This is a genomic window from Meridianimaribacter flavus, from assembly GCF_004366715.1.
Lineage (GTDB): Bacteria > Bacteroidota > Bacteroidia > Flavobacteriales > Flavobacteriaceae > Gaetbulibacter_B > Gaetbulibacter_B jejuensis.
In genome coordinates this window covers 65,567-86,862 of sequence record NZ_SOQZ01000004.1, presented here as the reverse complement: position 1 = coordinate 86,862, position 21,296 = coordinate 65,567, and the positions used below count along the sequence as shown (strand labels likewise).

General features: G+C 35.7%; 20 protein-coding genes. 7 read left to right on the top strand and 13 right to left on the bottom strand.

The window, feature by feature from the left end; genetic code table 11:
- Nucleotides 1-4: 4 nt before the first annotated feature.
- Entirely contained in the window at nt 5-898 is an 894-nt protein-coding gene (locus tag A8975_RS09495; protein ID WP_129760706.1) for an AraC family transcriptional regulator, read from the bottom strand.
- A gap of 181 nt (nt 899-1,079) precedes the next feature.
- Here A8975_RS09495 and A8975_RS09490 point away from each other — a divergent pair, with 181 nt between their 5' ends.
- Together A8975_RS09490 and A8975_RS09485 are read left to right on the top strand one after the other, a co-directional pair.
- The gene (locus A8975_RS09490) at nt 1,080-1,334 is read left to right on the top strand and encodes a DUF4212 domain-containing protein (protein ID WP_129760707.1); all 255 of its coding nucleotides are present in this window, start codon (nt 1,080-1,082) and stop codon (nt 1,332-1,334) included.
- Nucleotides 1,324-3,048, top strand: coding sequence for a sodium:solute symporter family protein (locus A8975_RS09485; RefSeq protein WP_134200086.1), 1,725 nt, complete (start codon nt 1,324-1,326; stop codon nt 3,046-3,048). Before A8975_RS09490 ends, A8975_RS09485 begins: the two co-directional genes overlap by 11 nt.
- A 2-nt stretch (nt 3,049-3,050) precedes the next feature.
- Here A8975_RS09485 and A8975_RS09480 read toward each other — a convergent pair whose 3' ends face one another.
- Nucleotides 3,051-3,968, bottom strand: coding sequence for an AraC family transcriptional regulator (locus A8975_RS09480; RefSeq protein ID WP_134200084.1), 918 nt, complete (start codon nt 3,966-3,968; stop codon nt 3,051-3,053).
- Nucleotides 3,969-4,196: 228 nt separating this feature from the next.
- On the opposite strand from A8975_RS09480, the gene A8975_RS09475 reads away from it, so the two are divergent.
- From A8975_RS09475 to A8975_RS09455, 5 genes are all read left to right on the top strand, one after another.
- Nucleotides 4,197-5,696 carry an aldehyde dehydrogenase family protein gene (locus A8975_RS09475; protein ID WP_134200082.1) on the top strand — a complete coding sequence of 500 codons (1,500 nt, stop codon included), beginning with the start codon at nt 4,197-4,199 and terminating at the stop codon, nt 5,694-5,696.
- Nucleotides 5,697-5,761: 65 nt separating this feature from the next.
- A complete protein-coding gene (locus A8975_RS09470; RefSeq protein WP_134200080.1) occupies nt 5,762-6,127 on the top strand; it encodes a DUF779 domain-containing protein in 366 nt (121 codons plus the stop codon).
- A 3-nt stretch (nt 6,128-6,130) separates the two neighbouring features.
- On the top strand, nt 6,131-8,038 hold the full coding sequence (acs, locus tag A8975_RS09465; RefSeq protein WP_134200078.1) for an acetate--CoA ligase: 1,908 nt from the start codon (nt 6,131-6,133) through the stop codon (nt 8,036-8,038).
- Nucleotides 8,039-8,329: 291 nt separating this feature from the next.
- Nucleotides 8,330-8,914 (top strand): Crp/Fnr family transcriptional regulator, encoded by a 585-nt coding sequence (locus tag A8975_RS09460; protein ID WP_129760713.1) that lies wholly within the window; start codon nt 8,330-8,332, stop codon nt 8,912-8,914.
- Nucleotides 8,915-9,012: 98 nt separating this feature from the next.
- Complete coding sequence (locus A8975_RS09455) at nt 9,013-9,576, top strand: YceI family protein (protein ID WP_134200076.1); 564 nt, start codon at nt 9,013-9,015, stop codon at nt 9,574-9,576.
- 363 nt (nt 9,577-9,939) lie between these two features.
- On the opposite strand, the gene A8975_RS09450 is transcribed toward A8975_RS09455, so the two are convergent.
- The 11 genes from A8975_RS09450 to A8975_RS09400 all read right to left on the bottom strand — a co-directional run bounded on the left by A8975_RS09450 (nt 9,940) and on the right by A8975_RS09400 (nt 21,280).
- A complete protein-coding gene (locus A8975_RS09450) occupies nt 9,940-10,719 on the bottom strand; it encodes a S1/P1 nuclease (RefSeq protein ID WP_134200074.1) in 780 nt (259 codons plus the stop codon).
- A 72-nt stretch (nt 10,720-10,791) separates the two neighbouring features.
- Complete coding sequence (locus A8975_RS09445) at nt 10,792-12,003, bottom strand: multidrug effflux MFS transporter (RefSeq protein ID WP_243832969.1); 1,212 nt, start codon at nt 12,001-12,003, stop codon at nt 10,792-10,794.
- Between the two features lie 122 nt (nt 12,004-12,125).
- Entirely contained in the window at nt 12,126-12,689 is a 564-nt protein-coding gene (locus tag A8975_RS09440; RefSeq protein WP_134200072.1) for a DUF1579 domain-containing protein, read from the bottom strand.
- A gap of 42 nt (nt 12,690-12,731) precedes the next feature.
- Nucleotides 12,732-14,273 (bottom strand): acyl-CoA carboxylase subunit beta, encoded by a 1,542-nt coding sequence (locus A8975_RS09435; protein WP_134200070.1) that lies wholly within the window; start codon nt 14,271-14,273, stop codon nt 12,732-12,734.
- 6 nt (nt 14,274-14,279) lie between these two features.
- A complete protein-coding gene (gene accC, locus A8975_RS09430; protein ID WP_134200068.1) occupies nt 14,280-15,719 on the bottom strand; it encodes an acetyl-CoA carboxylase biotin carboxylase subunit in 1,440 nt (479 codons plus the stop codon).
- A gap of 1 nt (nt 15,720) precedes the next feature.
- Nucleotides 15,721-16,203: an acetyl-CoA carboxylase biotin carboxyl carrier protein subunit gene (locus A8975_RS09425; RefSeq protein WP_134200066.1), complete on the bottom strand. Its 483-nt coding sequence runs from the start codon at nt 16,201-16,203 to the stop codon at nt 15,721-15,723.
- Between the two features lie 76 nt (nt 16,204-16,279).
- Complete coding sequence (locus tag A8975_RS09420) at nt 16,280-16,942, bottom strand: PolC-type DNA polymerase III (protein ID WP_134200064.1); 663 nt, start codon at nt 16,940-16,942, stop codon at nt 16,280-16,282.
- Entirely contained in the window at nt 16,942-18,861 is a 1,920-nt protein-coding gene (locus A8975_RS09415; RefSeq protein ID WP_134200062.1) for a DUF294 nucleotidyltransferase-like domain-containing protein, read from the bottom strand. The genes A8975_RS09420 and A8975_RS09415 overlap by 1 nt, the downstream gene beginning before the upstream one ends.
- 36 nt (nt 18,862-18,897) lie before the next feature.
- Complete coding sequence (locus tag A8975_RS09410; RefSeq protein ID WP_134200060.1) at nt 18,898-19,575, bottom strand: PrsW family intramembrane metalloprotease; 678 nt, start codon at nt 19,573-19,575, stop codon at nt 18,898-18,900.
- A gap of 21 nt (nt 19,576-19,596) precedes the next feature.
- The gene (locus tag A8975_RS09405) at nt 19,597-20,154 is read right to left on the bottom strand and encodes an NUDIX hydrolase (RefSeq protein ID WP_134200058.1); all 558 of its coding nucleotides are present in this window, start codon (nt 20,152-20,154) and stop codon (nt 19,597-19,599) included.
- A 37-nt stretch (nt 20,155-20,191) separates the two neighbouring features.
- The gene (locus tag A8975_RS09400; RefSeq protein WP_131507352.1) at nt 20,192-21,280 is read right to left on the bottom strand and encodes a M42 family metallopeptidase; all 1,089 of its coding nucleotides are present in this window, start codon (nt 21,278-21,280) and stop codon (nt 20,192-20,194) included.
- Nucleotides 21,281-21,296 lie beyond the last annotated feature (16 nt).

The following is a 21,296-nucleotide window of genomic DNA, read 5'->3' as shown; positions in this document are numbered from 1 at the left end:
TGAATTATACTTGGTGTAATTCAGATGAAAAACGAGTGACTTTACTAAACTCGTTTCTGTAATTACTTGGTGTAATTTTTTTAATTTTTTTAAATATCCTGTTGAAGTTGGATATGTTATTAAATCCACAATTGTAACTAATTTCGCTAACGCTCATGTCAGTATTTATAAGCTGTTTAGTAGCATAAATTAAACGAACATCATTTACGTAGTTAATAAAAGTCTTACCTGCTCGTTTTTTTATAAAACGATTAAAAGAGCTTGTGCTCATATTTACTAAACACGAAATCTCATCTAACGAAATTTTTTGGTGATAATTATTATGTACAAAGTCATGTACCAATTGTATTTTTTTACTGTTTTCGTATTCGCTTATTTCAACATCGTTGTCAGTATTGAGTAGTCTATAGTCATCACTGTCAGCCAATGTTTGAAGTATTGAAAACAATTCAAAATAATCATTAATATTATTGTGTTCAGCTAAAGAGGTAAGCTGTTTTTCAAGTTTTAAAGCAGTTTCTGTTGAAAAATTTATGCCTTCCTTCGCTCTTAAGAACAATTGTTTAATGGCTTTAAACGCATTTAGGTTCAGCAATTCATCAGTAAACAACCAATCATGAAACTGAATGGTTATTTCATCAACAGCATTACTTGTGCAGTTATGATGCTCCCAACCATGTTCTAGGTTTGAGCCTATAAGCGTCAATTCAATAGCGTCAATTTCTTCCATACTGTTACCAACAATACGTCGTATACCTTTACCATTTCTAATAAAATTAAGTTCGTACTCTGGGTGAAAGTGAATTGGAAAATCAAAACTTGGTTTGGTTCGATCAATAACTAAAAACACATCAAAGGGTTTTAGTTGGGTAATTTCTCTATGGATATTTTCGCACATGGTTCATTAAAAAAGCAGCCTTAATTTAGTAAAAATTAACCATTCCCAAAAACTAGTGCTTATTTTGATAGATTAATATTATGATTTGAAATTATTGTATAAGAATTAGTGAAAATGTTGATAGTTTAATAATTATTATTGGCTTTTATTTATAAATTGAAAATTAAAACAGTTTTTTATTATGAATAAACAAAACCCAGTAAAGTATTGGAAAGCCAATATTAAATACGTTTTAATCCTCTTAGCAATTTGGTTTCTGGTGTCTTATGGCGCAGGAATTTTATTTAAGGATGAATTAGATACCATACAATTAGGAGGCTTTAAACTTGGGTTTTGGTTTGCACAACAAGGATCTATGTACGTGTTTGTCGTCCTTATTTTCGTTTATGTTAGATTAATGAATAAACTAGACAAAAAGTACGGATATGATGCATAATTTCTTCTTAAGTGTAGATGTTCAAACATGGACCTACATACTCGTTGGTATTACATTTTCTTTATACATAGGTATTGCTATTTGGTCTAGAGCAGGTTCTACAAAAGACTTTTATGTTGCTGGTGGTGGCGTTTCTCCATTGGCAAACGGAATGGCGACAGCAGCCGATTGGATGAGTGCCGCATCATTTATTTCTATGGCAGGAATTATCTCTTTTAGTGGTTATGATGGTTCTGTGTATTTAATGGGTTGGACTGGCGGCTATGTGTTATTAGCACTTTTACTAGCACCTTATCTGCGTAAGTTTGGCAAGTTTACAGTACCTGATTTTATAGGTGATAGATATTATTCTAAAACTGCACGTATTGTTGCTGTATTTTGTGCTTTGCTTGTGTCGTTTACTTATGTGGCAGGACAAATGCGTGGCGTTGGTGTTGTGTTTTCTCGTTTTCTCGAAGTTGATATTGATACAGGTGTTATTATTGGGATGCTTATTGTTTTGTTTTATGCTGTTTTAGGTGGAATGAAAGGCATTACTTATACACAAGTAGCACAATACTGTGTGCTTATTTTTGCATTTATGGTTCCTGCTATTTTTATTTCTATTCAAATGACGGGAAACCCGATTCCGCAACTAGGTTTTGGGGATACTTTAAGTGATGGTTCAGGAACTTATCTATTAGATAAATTAGATGGTTTAAGCACAGAACTTGGTTTTTCTGAATATACCAATGGCTCAAAATCTATGATTGATGTCTTTGCAATTACCTTGGCATTAATGGTAGGTACAGCAGGTTTACCTCATGTAATTGTTAGGTTTTTTACGGTAAAACGAGTTAAAGATGCTCGCAAATCGGCAGGTATTGCGTTGCTGCTTATTGTTATTTTATATACAACAGCACCTGCTGTTTCTGTTTTCGCTAGAACAAACTTAATTGAAACAGTTTCCAATCAACCGTATGCAACGGTTCCTGAATGGTTTAAAAAATGGGAAGCTACAGGACTTATTGCATTTACTGATAAAAATAACGACGGACTAATTCAATATGTAGCTGACGAATCTATAAACGAATTAACCGTTGATAGAGATATCATGGTGTTAGCAAACCCTGAAATAGCAAAACTGCCTAACTGGGTGATAGCTTTAGTTGCTGCTGGCGGACTAGCTGCAGCATTATCAACAGCAGCAGGTTTATTGTTAGTTATTTCAGCTTCTGTTTCTCATGATTTAGTTAAAAAGATTATCAAGCCTAATATTTCTGAAAAAGGCGAACTCATCGCTGCGCGTTTATCGGCTGTTGGAGCTGTTTGTGTTGCAGGCTATTTTGGGATTAATCCACCTGGTTTTGTAGCAGCTGTTGTAGCGCTTGCATTTGGGTTGGCAGCGGCATCCTTTTTTCCGGCTATTATTTTAGGAATCTTCTACAAACGAATGAATAAAGAAGGTGCTATTGCAGGTATGATTGTTGGTATTACAGCTATGTTGTTGTACATGATTAAGTACAAACTAGGTTGGTTTGACGATGTTGTTCCTGATAAAAGCGAATGGTGGTTTGGTATTTCTCCTGAAGGGTTTGGAGCAGTGGCTATGGTACTTAATTTTGTAGTGTCTATAGTTGTTATGAAATTTACAAAAGCACCACCAGCTGAAGTTCAAGAAATTGTAGAAAACATAAGAATACCAAGTGGAGCAGGCGAAGCTGTTCAGCATTAAAACTATTTACTGATAGAGTTTTTAAACTGCTGTGGCGTCATTAATTCCATTTTTTTAAACTGTCTGTTAAAGTAGCTGGTGTTATTAAACCCAGACTTAAATGCTATTTCAGACATGCGTAAATCTTTGGTTTCCTTGATAAGCTTTTTAGAAAATTTAATTTTTTCAGAATTGATATAATCTATAGGAGACACACCAAGTGTGTTTTTAAACTTCTTATGAAAATGTGACGCGCTCATACATGCTTTTTCTGCAAGTAAATCTACGGTAATGTCTTTATTGGTAAGGTTTTGTTTAATGTATTTAATAACAAAGCCTATACGCGTGTCGTTAAAAATACCATCAGTGTCATTCAATAAAAAAGCTTTTGCTTTGGTTTGTAAAAGCCTAACAATAAGCTCTTGAATCATTAAATCCAATAAAACATCTTTTGACGAAGTAGTGTTAGTAAAAGTATGTACCAAACGCTCAACCAAATGGTTAACATCTACATTATTTATAAGGTGCGACGCGTTATCATCTAATTTCCAATTGTTGTTTTCACTATCAATAGTTACATGATGATTAAACTTTTCAACCACTTCATCAATTTTATCGCTATCTATTCCAAGCGCAAGACATTGCGTTGGGTCATTAGCTTTTGCCAAAGGAAAATCAATAATCATTTCTTTATTAGTTGGCATAACAACAGATTCGCCTGGAAAAAAATCAAAAGACGGTAAACCATCAATATGCATTATCTTTTTTCCGGTAAGCATGCTTGCAATTACAGGAAAATTGAAAGTTAAAGATACCTTTTCGGCATATTCATGGGTTTCATAAATATTCAATTCGGCATAATCTGCATTATAGGTAGTACGATTCTCTACCAAAGTGGTGAGCTTTCTATGGCTTTTATGATGTCTTAATAAATGATTCATACTCAATATTACAAAAATTGAACAAGTCTATTTTAGTGTTGATAGATATGTTCAACAATTTAATAAATATGTTCAATAAAATCAGAATATCATAAAATAACTTTATAAAAATTATCAATAACCTAAATATATAGGCTTTAAATTGTTTAAGTGTTAAAATTTTTAACAATTCATAGTAATTGATAATTATCTGATTTTAAGCGAAATAATAATCTAAACTAAAAAAGTATGAGTTATTCAAAACCTAAGTTTAAAGAATCTTATGGAAATTTTATAAACGGAAAGTTTATGGAACCATTAGATGGTCAATATTTTGAAAACCGATCACCAATAGATAATAGTGTGATTGCGAAATATCCAAGATCTCAAAAAGAAGACGTAGAATTAGCACTAGATGCAGCAAATGCAGCAAAAGAAAGTTGGGGAAACACATCTGCAACAGAGCGTGCAACCTTATTAAATAAAGTAGCAGATATTATTGAAGCAAATTTGGAAGAGTTTGCATTGGTTGAAACCTGCGATAACGGTAAAGCTATTAGAGAAACGCTTAATGCCGATGTACCTTTATCTGCAGACCATTGGCGTTATTTTGCAGCATGTATTCGTTCTGAAGAAGGTAGCGCAACAGAACTAGATGCCAATACCTTATCTATGAATATTAAAGAACCACTTGGTGTTGTGGGACAAATTATTCCATGGAACTTTCCATTATTAATGTTATCGTGGAAACTACCACCTGCATTAGCAACAGGTAACTGTGTGGTATTAAAACCAGCTGAACAAACACCATCATCAGCTACGTTATTAATGGAAAAAATAGCTGACGTGTTTCCTCCAGGTGTAATAAACGTAGTACATGGTTTCGGACCAGAAGCAGGAAAACCTTTAGCATCAAGCTCTAAAGTAGATAAAGTCGCTTTTACAGGCGAAACAACCACAGGACAATTGATTATGCAATATGCGTCAAAAAACCTTAATCCAGTAACTATGGAGTTAGGTGGTAAGTCACCAAACATTTTCTTTAATAGTGTTATGGATGCAGATGATGCTTATTTAGACAAAGCTATAGAAGGTGCTGTATTATTTGCTTTTAACCAAGGAGAAGTTTGTACCTGTCCATCACGTTTATTAGTACAAGAAGATATTTATGATAAGTTTATGGAGCGTGTTATTGCGCGTACAAATGCTATTGTGCAAGACAATCCGTATGATGTAAATACCATGATAGGAGCACAGGCTTCAAACGATCAATATGAGAAAATTCAGTCTTATTTAGAGATAGGAAAAGAAGAAGGCGCTAAAGTATTATGTGGTGGAGAAGCCAATAAATTGGATGGCGAACTTGCAAATGGGTTTTATATTAAGCCAACCATTTTAGAAGGTCATAACAAAATGCGTGTATTCCAAGAAGAAATTTTCGGACCTGTAGTGTGTGTGACTAAATTTAAAGATGAAGCAGAAGCTTTAGAGATTGCAAACGATACATTATATGGTTTAGGTGCTGGTGTTTGGACACGCGATGCACACCAATTATATCAAATACCTCGAGCTATTAAAGCTGGTCGTGTTTGGGTAAACTGTTACCATGCATATCCTGCTCATGCACCATTTGGAGGTTATAAAAAGTCAGGATTTGGTAGAGAAAATCATGTGATGATGATGGATTACTATCGTCAAAACAAAAATATGCTTATTTCTTATGACAAGAATAAGTTAGGTTTCTTTTAAATTAGTTAGTTTTATTTAGAAACGAAGGCTGAATCTATGTTCAGCCTTTTTAATATATTTAGGGTATGCAACGAATAGCAATTACAGAACAAGCCGCAGCAGTCGTCAATCAACTTAAAGAAAAACATGGTGAACTTATTTTTCACCAAAGTGGTGGTTGTTGTGATGGTTCTGCACCAATGATTTTTGAAAAGGATGACATGTACCTTGATGAGAGTGATGTGCTTTTAGGCACACTTCAAGGTGTTAACTTTTACATGAATCAAGACCAATTTGAATATTGGAAACACACACACTTAACGATAGATATTACCGAAGGTAGAGGAGCAAGTTTCTCTTTAGAAATCCCTTTAGGGCTTCGGTTTATTATAAAATCTAGATTACTAACACAAGAAGAGGAAATCCATTTTAATACCACGAAAACAGAATAAATAATGAGCAACTACCATATCAAACATTTAGAAGAATATTATCAAGTTTATCGTAAATCGGTTAGAAACCCAGAGGTCTTTTGGGAAGAAATAGCTGAAGAGCACTTCATGTGGCGAAAAAAGTGGGATAATGTATTAAGCTGGGATTTTACAAAACCTGAAGTAAAGTGGTTTGAAGGTGCAAAATTGAATATTACCGAAAACTGTATTGATAGACACATTTATACGCGAGGTGATAAAACAGCTATTATTTTTGAACCCAATAATCCTAATGAAGACGCTCAGCATATAACCTATAGGCAATTACATGATAAAGTATGTCGGTTTGCCAATGTGCTAAAAGAAAAGGGGATAGGTAAAGGCGACAGAGTGTGTATTTACCTGCCAATGATTCCTGAATTGGCTATTTCAGTATTAGCTTGTGCGCGTATTGGTGCGATTCATTCTGTAGTATTTGCAGGATTTTCATCATCGGCTCTAGCAACAAGAGTTAAGGATTGTGATGCTAAAATGGTGATTACTTCTGATGGATCATATCGTGGCTCAAAAACAATTGACTTAAAAGGAATAGTTGACGATGCATTAAACGATTGTGAAGGAGTTGAATCAGTTTTGGTAGCTAAACGCATTCATTCTGAAATCAATATGAAAGAAGGACGTGACCATTGGTTGGAGCCACTGTTGGAAGAAGCTTATCACGACTGTGTACCAGAAATAATGGATGCCGAAGACCCTTTATTTATTTTATATACTTCTGGTTCAACAGGTCAACCAAAAGGGATGGTGCATTCTTCAGGAGGTTATATGGTGTATACAGGATATACTTTTAAAAACGTATTTCAATATAGAGAAAATGACATTTATTGGTGTACAGCAGATATAGGTTGGATTACAGGACACAGCTATATTGTATATGGTCCACTAGCTAATGGCGCAACAACCGTTATGTTTGAAGGTGTTCCAAGCTATCCAGATTATGGTCGATTCTGGCAGATTGTAGAAAAACATAAAGTAACCCAATTTTATACAGCACCAACAGCTATTAGAGCTCTAGCTAAAGAAGGAGTGGAGCACGTCGAAAATCATGATTTATCGTCTTTAAAGGTCTTGGGTACAGTTGGTGAACCTATTAATGAAGAAGCATGGCATTGGTATGATGATAATATAGGTAAACGAAAAGCGCCTATAGTAGATACTTGGTGGCAAACCGAAACAGGAGGTATAATGATAACACCTATTCCGTTTGCAACACCTACAAAACCTACCTATGCAACCTTACCGTTTATTGGGATACAACCAGCATTAATGGATGAGCAAGGGCAGGAAATAAAGGGCAATCAGGTAGATGGACGTTTATGTATAAAATTCCCTTGGCCAAGTATGGCAAGAACCATTTGGGGCAATCACCAACGTTATAAAGACACCTATTTTTCAGCTTTTGAAAATAAATACTTTACAGGTGATGGCGCGTTACGTGATGAAGTAGGATATTACCGAATTACAGGTCGTGTAGATGATGTTGTTATTGTGTCTGGTCATAACTTAGGAACAGCACCAATAGAAGATGCAATTAACGAACATCCAGCAGTTTCTGAAAGTGCTATTGTAGGATTCCCTCATGATATCAAAGGAAACGCACTCTATGGATATGTTATTTTAAAAGAAACAGGAGAAAGCAGAAACCACGATAACTTACGCAAAGAAATAAACCAACTCATTACAGAGCAAATAGGGCCTATTGCGAAACTAGATAAAATACAGTTTACAAGTGGGTTGCCAAAAACACGTAGTGGTAAAATAATGCGTCGTATTCTTCGTAAGATTGCTAGTAATGATACAGCTAATCTTGGAGATACAAGTACATTGTTAAACCCTGATTGTGTACAAGAAATTATGGATGGAGTGCTTTAATACACTAAATTCTATATGATAAACCGTTTCCTACCAGAAACGGTTTTTTTATGTCATTCCTTATCATTGCGAGAAACGAAGAGACGAAGCAATCTCACCCTTTTTGTCAGTCTGAGCAAGCCTGTACTGAGCGTAGCCGAAGTGTCGAAGACAAAGAACTAAGCAATCATATCTTTCGTCAGTTCGAGTGTTCCAACCGTAAAGTTGGAATGTATCGAGAACTCAAAAACTAAACCCAAATAAACCTTAAAACTATAAACTACTTTTTCTATTTTTACCAAAAGTACAGTTATGCACTTCCAACCACTTTTAAACTACATAGCAAAACACGTAGCGCTCACCAAAGAAGAAACCGATTATCTAGTGGAGCATTTACACTATCGTAGGTATTTAAAAGGACAATACATCCTTCAGCAAGGCGATGTGTGCAGAACCAGTTCGTTTATACTAAAAGGGTGCACCAAACTATTTTACGTAGACGATACAGGAACCGAACACATCATTATGCTAGGTGTTGAAGATTGGTGGACTTCAGATATTGGAAGTTTCATAAATCAAACACCTGCCGAATTCAACATACAGTGTTTAGAAGATACCGAGTTGGCACAATTTCATTATGACACTATCGAAGACATTTTCGAACGCATCCCAAAGCTAGAGCGCTTTTTCCGTAAGGTGACCGAACGTGGTCTTGCGGCAGCCTTAAACCGAATTATTCGCAACTTTAGTATGACGGCTAAAGATCGTTACCTGTTCTTTAGAGCAACCTATCCAAAGATAGAACAACGCATTCCGCAGTACATGATAGCCTCTTATTTGGGTATTACCAAAGAGTTTTTAAGCAAAATAAAAAAACAGGTCGCTCAAGAAAGTTAAACTAGTTTAACCTTATTTTATAAACTACTTCATTTTTACCCTTACAATGTGTTGATAGTTTTGTAGTGTAATTTTTTAATCAAAAAAACCACAACAAAATGAACACATTAAAAACCACTGCAATTATAGCATTTGCAACATTTACAGCTTCAGTTGAAGCACAAGAACAAACCGTAAACACTTCAGAGAGTAAAGTCGTTTGGAAAGGCTACAAAGTAGCAGGATCTCACGAAGGTACCATTAAGATTGAATCAGGTACATTACAATTCAATGGCGAGCAACTTACAGGAGGTGAGTTTGTAATGGATATGACTAGCATTAACACCACAGACCTCGAAGGCGAGTACAAAGACCAATTGGACGGACATTTAAAAAGCGACGATTTCTTTGGTGTAGAGAATCATCCAACAGCTAAGTTGGTATTTACTAAAGTGACACTATCAGGTAAAAATGCTTACGATGTACAAGGAAGCTTAACTATAAAAGGCATTACTAACCCTATTAGTATTACGTTGTCAGTTTACGGAAGTAAAGCCACTGTAAACTTAAAAATCGACCGTAGCCAGTACAACGTACGTTATGGTTCTAAAAGTTTTTTCAACAACTTAAAAGACAAAGCAATATATGATGAGTTTGATATTGTAGCAGACCTTCAGTTTTAAACCTTTAATAGATTAATAGCACTAAAACCGTTTCCTCCCCAGAAACGGTTTTTTTGTGTCATTCCTTGTCATTGCGAGGAGCGTAGCGACGAAGCAATCTTATCCTTATACTGTCAGTCTGAGCTTGTCGAAGACAAAGGAAAAGTCAGTCTCAACTTTCGTTAGTTCGAGTGTTGCAACACTACCAACTAGTTTTAAGAGTCCTTTATAATACTAATGTTATAATAATCAGTGAGATATCAAATAGGTATAGCGTATATATAGCGTATAAACCTAAGGGGTACTTTAGGGTATATATAGGTTAAAAGTAAAGAATCTTTAGGGTTAACTAAGGAAAAATAAAGGAGAGGTTAAAAGCTAAATTTACAACACACTATTCAACACTTCTGCAAGTCGAATACCTGCTTTTTGAAGTTGTGTTCTAGCAACGTGCAAATAGGCATAAGAGTATTTGTGTCTTAAGTTTTCTCCTTGTTCTACATTGGCATATACTTCTCGTGTAAGAATATGGGTTTCATTGACCCAATCAATAACTGTACCTTGTTGTATGGCTTTTACTTCGGCTTTGGTAAGGTAATCGGCATTAGCGGCAAGTTCGGTATAACTCATGCCATAGTCGTCAATCATTTTACTATCCCATACCGAATGCAGGTTGGTGTCTTTATAAAACCACTGTAATTTAAAGTCGTTACCACCTCTATCTTCGGCTAAACCAATATGCATAGGTTGGTGTAAATCGCCAATAAGATGTACAAGCATACGTAAGTAAAAGGCTTTATCCTCATGTGTAGCATCAGGGTTTTGCAATACGGCTTTACAGTGTGCAATACCAGAAACCAAGTCACCATCAGGATGTTGTTTAGATGCATCATAATCGGCATCTAGTGGCATGTTTATATAGTGCCAAGTGTAAAACTGGCTGAAACGATCATCGGCTTTAATTTCATCAGGATAAGTCGATACAAAAGCTAAGGACTCATGATTAAGCAGTTTTTTAATCATACGTTTAGACCTAGCTGTTAAATAGTTATCAGCTATGGCTCCAACAGTACGATGACCTGTTTTTCCCCATTTCACATTGGCATTGGTAGGAACTAACAAGACTAGGCATAGGCTTAACAGCAATAGGTGTTTTGGTTTCATAACGTATAACTTAAAATGATGTAGTAAAGATAGCTGTATTTATTAAAACAAAAGACCAACAACCGATAAAGATTAAGCTGTTGCTAGGGTCTTTTTTTGTACGTTACGCAACCATGCAAACACTAGTACCGATAAGACTCCAAATACTGAAAACCCTATAAATAATGGCAATGCAGAAGTGGTGACAAAACTTCCTATATAGTTGGCAATAGGTACAGCCATAACGGTAGATACAAAGCCATTAATTGCCGACCCAATACCAGCAATATGTCCTAAAGGCTCCATAGCTAGAGAGCGTAAGTTTCCAAAAAGGAAACCAACTGCAAAAAACTGTAGAATAAAAAAGGTAATTAATACATGCACACTAGGGTTAACACCTGAGTGAAACAAGACTACATATAGTAATGAGATAATGGTATACGCAATACCAGCAGTATAGGCAATATTAAACGACCCAAACCTAATAACCAATTGGCTATTGCTAAAGGTTGCAAACCCAACCGAAAAGGCAGTACTCGCAAAAATATAAGGAAACATGTCCCCAAGGTTATACTGTTCTTGAAATATTTGTTGAGACGTACTTAAATACACCATAAACGAACCTGTAATAAACCCAGACACTAGAGTAAAGGCAATAGCATCTTTATATTTAAAAAACTCTTTAGTACCACTTATAAATATTGAAGGCTTAAACGGAATACGTTTTTTAACCGAAAGCGTTTCTGGTTGTCGTTTCCAAAACCAAAGCACAATGATTAAACCTATAATTAAGTTGGCATTAAAAATAGATTGCCAATTGAAAAAGTCGAGGAGGAGCTGTCCAAAAGTTGGAGCTACAATAGGCACTAAAATAAAGAACATTACAATTATGGAAAGCACCTTAGCCATAAAGTCACCACTGTAAGTATCGCGTGTCATAGCAACAGCAATGGTTCTGGGAGAGGAAAGACCTACCCCTTGAAGCACACGAGCTATAAGCATAACTGTAAAATCATTGGTAGTTACACAAATGATACTTGCAATAACAAACACAGCAAACCCAAAGTACACCATGGGCTTTCTACCAAAACTGTCCGATAGCGGACCAAAGATTAATTGCCCAAACCCAATACCTAAAAAAATCATGGTAATTAAATACTGATTTTGATGAGGGTCGCTCACACCCAAAGCATCACCTATTTGCGGTAAAGCAGGTAATAAAGCATCTATGGAAAGTGCTACAATAGACATCAAAGATGCCATAAGTGCTATAAACTCAATTTTGAAGGCTGGTTTTTTTCGCATGCTACAAAAGTACCTTGTTTTACTGTATTGAATTGAATGTAAAGTCTTAAAGCTATCTTAAAAAAAGAAAAACTCCTTAATTGATAATTAAGGAGCTCTTTTTTTGTGAAATTGACACTATTTTAGTCTTTTTTTGTGTAAACTATTTCCATGCTTTTCATTTCTTGGTCTCCCATAACGATAAACATTTCAAATTTGTGAGAGGTTTCAGATAATACGGTAAACACTTCTTTGACTTGCATGTCTTGTCCGCTTGCAGGATCTAGCATACTCCCTTCAAGGGTTAAGGTGTTGGTTTTTTCATCCAACTGTCCTTTCATGAGCATGATACTGCTTCCAAAATTATCAATCCAAGTGGCAATAAACTCTTTTTTAGCATTATCATAGCCTGTAATGCTTTCTCCCATAAAAGGCATTCCCATCATTTCACCATTATGCGATGAACGTTGGTAAAGTCCATTCATAATCATTTCGTTAGTGGTAGTTGCTTTAGATTCTGAAGGTGGTTGCGAAGGATCCATCCACATTTTTACAGTAGCGTTCCATTCACCATTCATAGCAGCTAACCATTTATGGTATTTGCCAGGAGTCATGTTGTCCTGCCATGCTTTCATTTCTTCTGGAGTTTGCGCAAACCCTGTTACGCAAAACACCAATAGTGTTAGTGATATCAGTAATTTTTTCATAATAGTATGATTAAAAGTTGATTATCATAAAGATACTAAAAATTACAACGGAATGTTACCATGTTTACGTTTTGGCGTGTCTACATGTTTGTCCTCAAGCATCGCAAAGGCTTTTATCAATTTACGTCGTGTATCTTTTGGTAAAATCACTTCATCAATAAAACCGCGTTCGGTAGCACTGTAAGGATTAGCAAATTTTTCAGCATATTCAGCTTCTTTTTCTTTCCATTTTGCTTCAGGGTCATCAGCGTCTTTTATCTCTTTTCTAAAGATAATTTCCGCAGCACCTTTGGCACCCATTACAGCGATTTCAGCACTAGGCCATGCAAAGTTCATATCAGAACCAATGTGTTTAGAGTTCATTACGTCATAAGCACCACCATACGCTTTTCGGGTGATAACCGTTATTCTTGGTACAGTGGCTTCGCTAAAAGCGTACAATAATTTAGCACCATGAACAATAATTCCATTCCATTCTTGGTCAGTTCCAGGTAAGAATCCAGGAACATCTTCTAGTGTTAACAGTGGAATATTGAAAGCGTCACAAAAACGTACAAATCGCGCTGCTTTTTTAGAACTGTTTACATCTAATACACCTGCTAGAAACATAGGTTGGTTGGCAACAATACCAATAGATTTTCCGCCTAATCTCGCAAAACCAACAATAATGTTTTCGGCATGGTCTTTATGAATTTCGTAAAATGAATCTTCGTCAATAATACCAGAAATTACCTCATGCATATCGTAAGGCTTGTTGGCATTATCAGGAACAATGTTAGATAATTGTTCTCTCAATTCATCACCTAATTCAAACGGTAAGGCTTTTGGCTTTTCTTGGTTGTTTTGAGGTAAGTAACTCAATAGTTTTTTGACGTCTTCTAAACATTCCACATCATTTGTTGATGTTTTATGGGCCACACCAGATTTTGATGCGTGTGTAGATGCACCACCAAGTTCTTCAGAAGTTACAGTTTCATTCGTCACAGTTTTAACCACATTTGGTCCAGTTACAAACATATAACTGGTGTTTTCAACCATAAGGGTAAAATCGGTCATGGCAGGAGAATATACAGCGCCACCAGCACAAGGTCCCATAATGGCAGATAACTGCGGAATAACACCTGATGCTTGTACGTTTCTGTAAAAAATATCAGCGTAACCACCAAGCGAGCGCACACCTTCTTGAATACGTGCACCACCAGAATCATTCAATCCAATTAATGGCGCGCCAACTTTTACAGCAAGGTCCATAATTTTACAAATCTTTTCGGCGTGAGTTTCAGAAAGTGAACCGCCAAATACGGTGAAGTCTTGTGCAAAGATGTACACCAAGCGACCATCAATAGTACCATAACCTGTTACAACGCCATCGCCATAAAATTGTTGTTTGTCCATGCCAAAGTCCTTGGTACGGTGCGTCACTAAAGCACCAATTTCTTCAAACGAGCCTTCATCTAATACATATTGCACGCGTTCGCGAGCCGTTAGTTTCTTGTTGGCATGTTGTTTTTCTATACGCTTTTCGCCACCACCTAAATAGGCTTGGGCTAATTTTTCGTTTAAGTCTTTTATTTTGTCTTGCATAATTGTCTAGTTTGGTACTCGTAATACGTTTTGGTCTTCCAGATACTGTTTTACAGCAATAAGCGCAGCAATGTTTGCTTCAGTTTCTTGTTTGGCTTTAATGGCTTCTGGAGAGTAATGTTTTTTAACAAAATGAGTGTCAAAATCACCTGAACGGAAAGCATCGTGTTCACAAACAAACGTTCCAAATGGAAGAGTGGTTTGAATACCTTCAATTTGATAGTTTTTTATCGCTTTTATCATAAGTTGAATAGCCTCATCACGCGTAGTTCCGTAAGTGATTAATTTGGAAAGCATAGGATCATAATAAATAGGAATATCCATACCTTGCTCAAAACCGTTATCTACACGAATGTTTTCACCAACAGGCAATTGATACACATCTAAATGACCAACACTTGGTAAGAAATCATTTAGCGGATCTTCAGCATAAACACGCAGCTCAAGAGCATGACCATGAATGCTTAAATCGGCTTGTTTTATGGCTAAAACTTCACCACGAGCCACACGAATTTGTTGTTCCACCAAATCGGTTTTTGTGATTAATTCGGTAACAGGATGTTCTACTTGCAAACGCGTATTCATTTCCAAGAAGTAGAAGTTGTGGTTTTCATCCAATAAAAACTCAACTGTTCCTGCACCAATATAATCGCAGGCTTTTGCCACTTTTACAGCAGCTTCACCCATTTTAGCACGTAACTCTGGAGTTAGTACAGACGATGGCGCTTCTTCAACCACTTTTTGATGACGACGTTGAATACTACATTCGCGCTCAAATAAATGAATAACGTTACCATGTGTATCTGCCATCACCTGAATTTCAATATGACGCGGCGATGCTACATATTTCTCAATAAACACCGAACCATCACCAAAGGCGTTAACGGCTTCACTAATGGCACGATCCATTTGCGATTCAAAATCGGCTTCTTTTTCAACAATGCGCATTCCTTTTCCGCCACCACCAGCAGAGGCTTTTATTAAGATAGGAAACCCAATGCCTGTGGCTATGTTTTTGGCTTCAGCAATATCTGTAATAGCTTCGTCAGTTCCTGGAACCATAGGAATATCATAAGCTTTAACAGCGTCTTTGGCTGCTAGCTTGCTTCCCATAATTTTTATGGCTTTACTTTTTGGCCCAATAAAGATAATGTTGTTGGCTTCGCATAATTCGGCAAAGTCAGCATTTTCAGAAAGGAATCCATAACCAGGATGAATAGCATCTACGTTAAGGTCTTTAGCAACTTCTATAATTTTATCACCTAATAAGTACGATTGATTAGAAGGTGCTTCACCAATTAAAACAGCTTCATCAGCATATTTTACATGTGGCGCATGTCGGTCTATAGTGGAATAAACGGCAACCGTTTTTATACCCATTTTTTTGGCAGTTCGCATCACACGAATGGCAATTTCGCCTCGGTTTGCTACTAAAATCTTCTTCATATTATTCAAATTCTATTAATAGTTGGTTTTTATCAACAGCATCACCTTTTGCTACAGAAACGGTTTTTATAACACCATCACGTGGAGATGTTAATACGTTTTCCATTTTCATAGCTTCAAGGATAAGCAATGTGTCATTTTCTTTAACTTCTTGACCTTGTGATACGCTAATATCCAGGATAAGCCCTGGCATTGGCGCTTTTATGTCGTTTACATGTTTAGAAGCACCTACTTCAAATCCCATATCTTTTATAAGTTGGTCTAAATAATCAGCAATAGCAACGTTATAAAACGTGTTATTTACTTTCACAACATAGGTTTTGTTATTGAAATCTTTTTCTATGATTTCAGCATTAAAAGACTGATTATTTTTTAGGATGTGAAATGTATTTGCTTTTGTAGGAACGACATCAAGGTTTTGGATGTTTTCGTTTGAAATTTCAAAATGATCTGTGTTATTAACAGATGTTTTAAAGTTCGTCATGAAATTATAATTTTAGAACTGTAAAGGTACATAAACTAAAACGTTTTCGAAACCTTTGAAGCGTTAAGACTACTTCTTATAACTTGAAGAGTTTTTTTAAGGTTAAGCCCTTGTTGGTTTTTAGGAGTGTAGTGGTTTTTAAAAAAATAATTGCTGTTAGTAATGCGTCACCAGCAGCGGTATGTCTATCAGAAACATCAAGTACATAGTTTTCTGCAATTTCGTCAAGGGTGTATTTATCTTGTTTAATAAGGTTAGATTTAATGCGTGTCGCGCGATATAAATTTACAGTATCTAAAACCCTGTTTTTAAGTTTGGGTAAGTTATGACGCAGAAGCATTTTGTTAATCATAGTGATGTCAAATCGTGCATGATGCGCTACTAAAATGCTATTGCCAATATAATTTAAGAACAGCTTTAAAGCATCTTCTTCGGTAGTGGTTTCAATACGTTCGTTTTTTATGATTCCATGAATCTCTACAGTGTTTTCGTTAAAATGCTCTTGTTTAATATATACTTCAAAGGTGTTGGCAATATTTATCTCATTATTATAGACCTCTACAGCACCTATGCATAGTACACGGTCTTTTTCATAATCAAAACCAGTCGTTTCAGTATCAAGAATTACAAAACGTGTATTGTGAAGTTCAGAGCCTTTGGAGTTTGTAAACAAAGCTTCATAGTCTAGCCAGTAGTTAGGGTAGTTAGGTTCGGGTTGTTTTTTAAAAAAAGATAACATTACACTAGAGTACTTAGGTTAAACCTTATTTTAATAAACTCTTGCAGTGTTGCTATGGTTTTAAAACAACGCTTTAGTTTCATCTTTTCTTCTTTGGTTAAGACTTCAAGAGCAATAAATCTTCCATTGTCGTTATTTAGGAGTCCGTGTTTGGTTCTAAACTTAAGGATAGCCTTAAACGCATAAGAAGACGACAAATAAAGTTCCTTGTTTTCAGGAAACAGTTCAGCAAGTTTTTCAAAACGCTCGGCAGTATTGTTGATGTTTTTGATTTGATACGTTAGTGTTAGCAAACGACCAGCATCAATTAAAGGCATAAGTGCACGTTTTTTTAAATCGAAAAAGTCTTTATGCTTACCATCACTTTCAACAAGAAATTGTCTAAAGAAACCAAGTGGTGACGCACTTCTTAAAGCATTTACACCCAATTTGCTTAAAAATACCGAATTGGTTTTGGTTATACTTAATACATGGTCTGACAAGGCATTGGTGAGTGATGCTTCGCCATAACTAATATCAAAGTCAAAGAAAATAGAAGAGAGTAGGATTTCATCATTTCCTGTATTGGAGGTCCAGTTACTAAATTGTGCTTTCCATTCATCCAGACTTAAACACCATTTAGGGTTTTTAGCCATCATATCTGCATTACAAAACTCAAAACCTATAGTGTTTAAACGCTTGTTAACCTTTTTTGCCAGTTTTAAAAAATAGTCTCTAACGGTTTCAAGTTCTTCTTTTGGGACATTTTCAAACACAATGGCATTGTCCTGATCGGTTTGTAAAAGCTGTTCCTTACGTCCTTGACTGCCAAGAGACATCCACGCAAACTTAACAGGAGGCTCTTCTTTCATTTTCTCAAGGCATCGTTCAATAATTCGCTTTATTGTGGCATCATTTAATTCAAAAATAATCTTGCTTGTATGTGTCAATGGAATATTCTGTAGGATATAGCCTTTTAGTAAAATAGCTATTTTTTCTCGTACACGTTTAAGGTCTTTGGTGCTGTTAGTACGTTTAATCGCTTTCATTAACACAGAAGGGTTATTTCCCTTCATAAGTGTCATATCATGCTCAGATACTAAACCAATAAGTTTAGAGTTTGGTGTGCCATCTTCGGTAATACACAAATGCCCAATTTTATGTTTCATCATGGTAATTTGTGCTTGAGCAATGGTTAAGTTTTTAGGGTAGCAAAGCACAGGAGCACTCATTACATTTTTAACAGGTTCTTTAATGGTATGTAAGCCAGTAGCAACTTTATTTCTAAGGTCTTTATCGGTAACAATACCCAAGGGCAAACCATTGTCTTCAATAATTATAGAGCCAATGTTTTTGGAGCTCATCAGTTTTGCAATGGTTTTAATTTTTGAAGTAGGCTTAGCAGTAACAATTTTTTTAATGTAGCTTACTGGTTGTAGCTCAAATAAGTTGTCGGTTGGGTTTAAGACAATTTCGGTATCCGAAAAAAAGCGCAGTTGATGCTCTTTAGAAAAAGGGTTTTCGGTATTGGAAGCAAAACTCTCCAAAAGGTATTTACCTACCTCTTTGTTTTTTTCGGCCATCGGCTTAAAGACCTCAATAGGAATACTGTATAATATACATTCTTCTTCGGTTATGGAGGTAATGGCATAGTTTTCTTGTGCGAAAAGCGGACGAAGTCCAAACACATCGCCTTCGTCAAACTTATCAATCACTTCAGACGTGTTGTTAATAGTCTTTTTTAGTGACACAGCACCTTTATGAATAATATAAAAATGCTGGTGTAATGTGTCGTTTTGGTTGTAGATTATCTGTCCTTTGTCGAGATACTTTATAGTAACCTGAACAGCAATCTCCAACAACTGATTTTTTTTAAGCAAATCAAAAGGAGGGAAGCGTTTAAGGAAATCGGCAATACGTTCGGCTATAGTGTTCTTCATACTGCTAAGTTAAGCACCAAACCTGTATTTGCATAATTAATCTAGTTTAAAATGCGAATCGTTTTGATGGCGTTTTATGGCTTTTCTAGCTAGGAATAATCCAACAGCTAGCGAGACAAAAGCACCTACCCAAATACCAGGAATAAAGTCGATAAACAAAAAGAAATCGTAAGCACCATGGAATAGGGTTGCCAACGCAAGACCTATAAGATTTAGTTTTATTCTGTTATTAGAAAACTTTGCTTTACCCATAAAATAGCCCATTAATACACCAAAGGTAGCATGTGCAGGAACTGCAGTAAAGGCTCTTAAAAATGCAATTTTATAACCACCTTCAAATACATACATAATGTTTTCGGTAGCAGCAAAACCCATTGAAACTACCACAGCATATACAATACCATCAAAAGGCTCGTTAAAGTCTTTTTTAGGCTGAGCAAAATAGCGTACAATGACATATTTGCTGAACTCTTCAACTAATCCAACAATAAAAAAAGCTTTGATGAATTGGTCAAAAACACTTGTGTTAAAAGGTATTGGAATAACACTATCTGTTACAAGGTAAAGAAAAGTTGTAATCGCTATACTTCCAATACCACCAAACAAAAAGCAATATAAGATTAACCGTTTGGGCTCTTTTTCATATTTATCTTTAAAATAAATATAAAGGATAATCATTATAACAGGAGCTATCGCAAGGAGGAGTAGATTCATAGTTGAAAATTAAGTAAAATATTAAAACCTGCTACAGTTTTTTTGGATAGCATTAAAAATAGTAGTGTAGTAGGCTCTATTGCTAGCTACAAAATGGTTGTTGGTTTCACTGTTATTCAATAAGGACTGAAATGTAGAAAAGCTAACTAGTTTTAAAGCTTCAACTTCATCTTTTTGTGGTGTTAGTTGATTAATGTCTACCTTTAATTCTGTCATAAAAGTATGATGAAATTCATTGTCAACAATACCATTATCGTAGCTTTGAAAACATTCAAACACACCAATCTTATTAAGGTCTTGTTCTAAAATAGCTAAACCTATTTCTTCTTTGGTTTCTCTAACTGCTGCCTGTGTAATGGTTTCTCCTGCATCGATATGACCAGCAACTGAAACATCCCATAGTAACGGACAAATTGTTTTTGAAGCTGCTCGTTGCGCTAGTAGAATGTCTCCATTTTTAGTGTAAAACCAAACATGCGCTGTATTATGATAAAACCCTTTGGTATGTATTACAGATTTTAAAGCGGTTTCTCCTGTTGGGTTACCAGAGGCATCAACAATGTCGATTAATTCATCCATAGTGTAAAAAAAGATTCCCGCAAAAAGCGGGAATTGATTATTTAAAGTAGCTAAATGTTTCTCCGTTTTTAATCTTTAATAAAGACTCATAAATTAACTTGATAACATTCTCTACATCGTCTTTATGTACCATTTCTACTGTAGTATGCATGTAGCGTAAAGGTAAAGAAATTAATGCAGAAGCAACACCACCATTACTATAAGCAAAAGCATCTGTGTCAGTTCCTGTAGCTCTTGATAAGGCTGAACGCTGAAACGGTATTTTCTTTTCTTCAGCAGTATCAGTAATTAAGTCGCGTAGTTTTTGCTGTACAGCAGGTGCATAAGCTACAACAGGACCTAAACCAAGTTCTAGATGACCTTCTTTTTTCTTGTCAATCATTGGAGTAGTGGTGTCATGAGTTACATCGGTAACTATAGCTACATTTGGTTTAATGGTTTGCGTAATCATTTCAGCACCACGAAGTCCTATTTCTTCTTGTACAGAGTTTGTTATGTAAAGTCCAAAAGGCAGTTTCTTTTTGTTTTCATGAAGTAAACGCGCAACTTCAGCAATCATAAAACCTCCCATTCTGTTATCTAACGCACGACATACAAACTTGTCTTTGTTTAATATATGAAACTCATCAGGATAGGTAATGACGCAACCTACATGAACACCCATTTTTTCAACTTCTTCTTTGTCTTTTGCACCAACATCTATAGTGATGTTTTCTAAAGTAGGAGCTTGCTCTTTTGCTTTGTTCCTAGTATGAATTGCAGGCCAACCAAATACACCTTTTACAATCCCTTTTTTGGTATGGATGTTTACAATTTTACTTGGTGCTATTTGGTGATCGCTACCACCATTTCTAATTACATGGATTAACCCGTTGTCAGTAATATAGTTTACATACCACGAAATTTCATCAGCATGTCCTTCAATAACTACTTTGTATTCTGCTTCAGGGTTTATAACACCAACAGCAGTTCCGTAGGTGTCAGTAATAAACTCATCAACATACGGTTTTAAGTACTCCATCCATAGTTTTTGTCCATCCCATTCATAACCAGTTGGAGACGCATTGTTTAAATATTTTTCTAAAAAGTCCATTGACTTTTTATTCAGTATACTCTTTTTTGCCATATTCAATTATTTTGGA

What these genes read in the sequence shown, in the direction of transcription:
- A8975_RS09495 (WP_129760706.1), bottom strand. Translation starts at nt 898, where the DNA reads ATGTGCGAAAATATCCATAGAGAAATTACCCAACTAAAACCCTTTGAT.
- A8975_RS09490 (WP_129760707.1), top strand. Translation starts at nt 1,080, where the DNA reads ATGAATAAACAAAACCCAGTAAAGTATTGGAAAGCCAATATTAAATAC.
- A8975_RS09485 (WP_134200086.1), top strand. Translation starts at nt 1,324, where the DNA reads ATGATGCATAATTTCTTCTTAAGTGTAGATGTTCAAACATGGACCTAC.
- A8975_RS09480 (WP_134200084.1), bottom strand. Translation starts at nt 3,968, where the DNA reads ATGAATCATTTATTAAGACATCATAAAAGCCATAGAAAGCTCACCACT.
- A8975_RS09475 (WP_134200082.1), top strand. Translation starts at nt 4,197, where the DNA reads ATGAGTTATTCAAAACCTAAGTTTAAAGAATCTTATGGAAATTTTATA.
- A8975_RS09470 (WP_134200080.1), top strand. Translation starts at nt 5,762, where the DNA reads ATGCAACGAATAGCAATTACAGAACAAGCCGCAGCAGTCGTCAATCAA.
- acs (WP_134200078.1), top strand. Translation starts at nt 6,131, where the DNA reads ATGAGCAACTACCATATCAAACATTTAGAAGAATATTATCAAGTTTAT.
- A8975_RS09460 (WP_129760713.1), top strand. Translation starts at nt 8,330, where the DNA reads ATGCACTTCCAACCACTTTTAAACTACATAGCAAAACACGTAGCGCTC.
- A8975_RS09455 (WP_134200076.1), top strand. Translation starts at nt 9,013, where the DNA reads ATGAACACATTAAAAACCACTGCAATTATAGCATTTGCAACATTTACA.
- A8975_RS09450 (WP_134200074.1), bottom strand. Translation starts at nt 10,719, where the DNA reads ATGAAACCAAAACACCTATTGCTGTTAAGCCTATGCCTAGTCTTGTTA.
- A8975_RS09445 (WP_243832969.1), bottom strand. Translation starts at nt 12,003, where the DNA reads ATGCGAAAAAAACCAGCCTTCAAAATTGAGTTTATAGCACTTATGGCA.
- A8975_RS09440 (WP_134200072.1), bottom strand. Translation starts at nt 12,689, where the DNA reads ATGAAAAAATTACTGATATCACTAACACTATTGGTGTTTTGCGTAACA.
- A8975_RS09435 (WP_134200070.1), bottom strand. Translation starts at nt 14,273, where the DNA reads ATGCAAGACAAAATAAAAGACTTAAACGAAAAATTAGCCCAAGCCTAT.
- accC (WP_134200068.1), bottom strand. Translation starts at nt 15,719, where the DNA reads ATGAAGAAGATTTTAGTAGCAAACCGAGGCGAAATTGCCATTCGTGTG.
- A8975_RS09425 (WP_134200066.1), bottom strand. Translation starts at nt 16,203, where the DNA reads ATGACGAACTTTAAAACATCTGTTAATAACACAGATCATTTTGAAATT.
- A8975_RS09420 (WP_134200064.1), bottom strand. Translation starts at nt 16,942, where the DNA reads ATGTTATCTTTTTTTAAAAAACAACCCGAACCTAACTACCCTAACTAC.
- A8975_RS09415 (WP_134200062.1), bottom strand. Translation starts at nt 18,861, where the DNA reads ATGAAGAACACTATAGCCGAACGTATTGCCGATTTCCTTAAACGCTTC.
- A8975_RS09410 (WP_134200060.1), bottom strand. Translation starts at nt 19,575, where the DNA reads ATGAATCTACTCCTCCTTGCGATAGCTCCTGTTATAATGATTATCCTT.
- A8975_RS09405 (WP_134200058.1), bottom strand. Translation starts at nt 20,154, where the DNA reads ATGGATGAATTAATCGACATTGTTGATGCCTCTGGTAACCCAACAGGA.
- A8975_RS09400 (WP_131507352.1), bottom strand. Translation starts at nt 21,280, where the DNA reads ATGGCAAAAAAGAGTATACTGAATAAAAAGTCAATGGACTTTTTAGAA.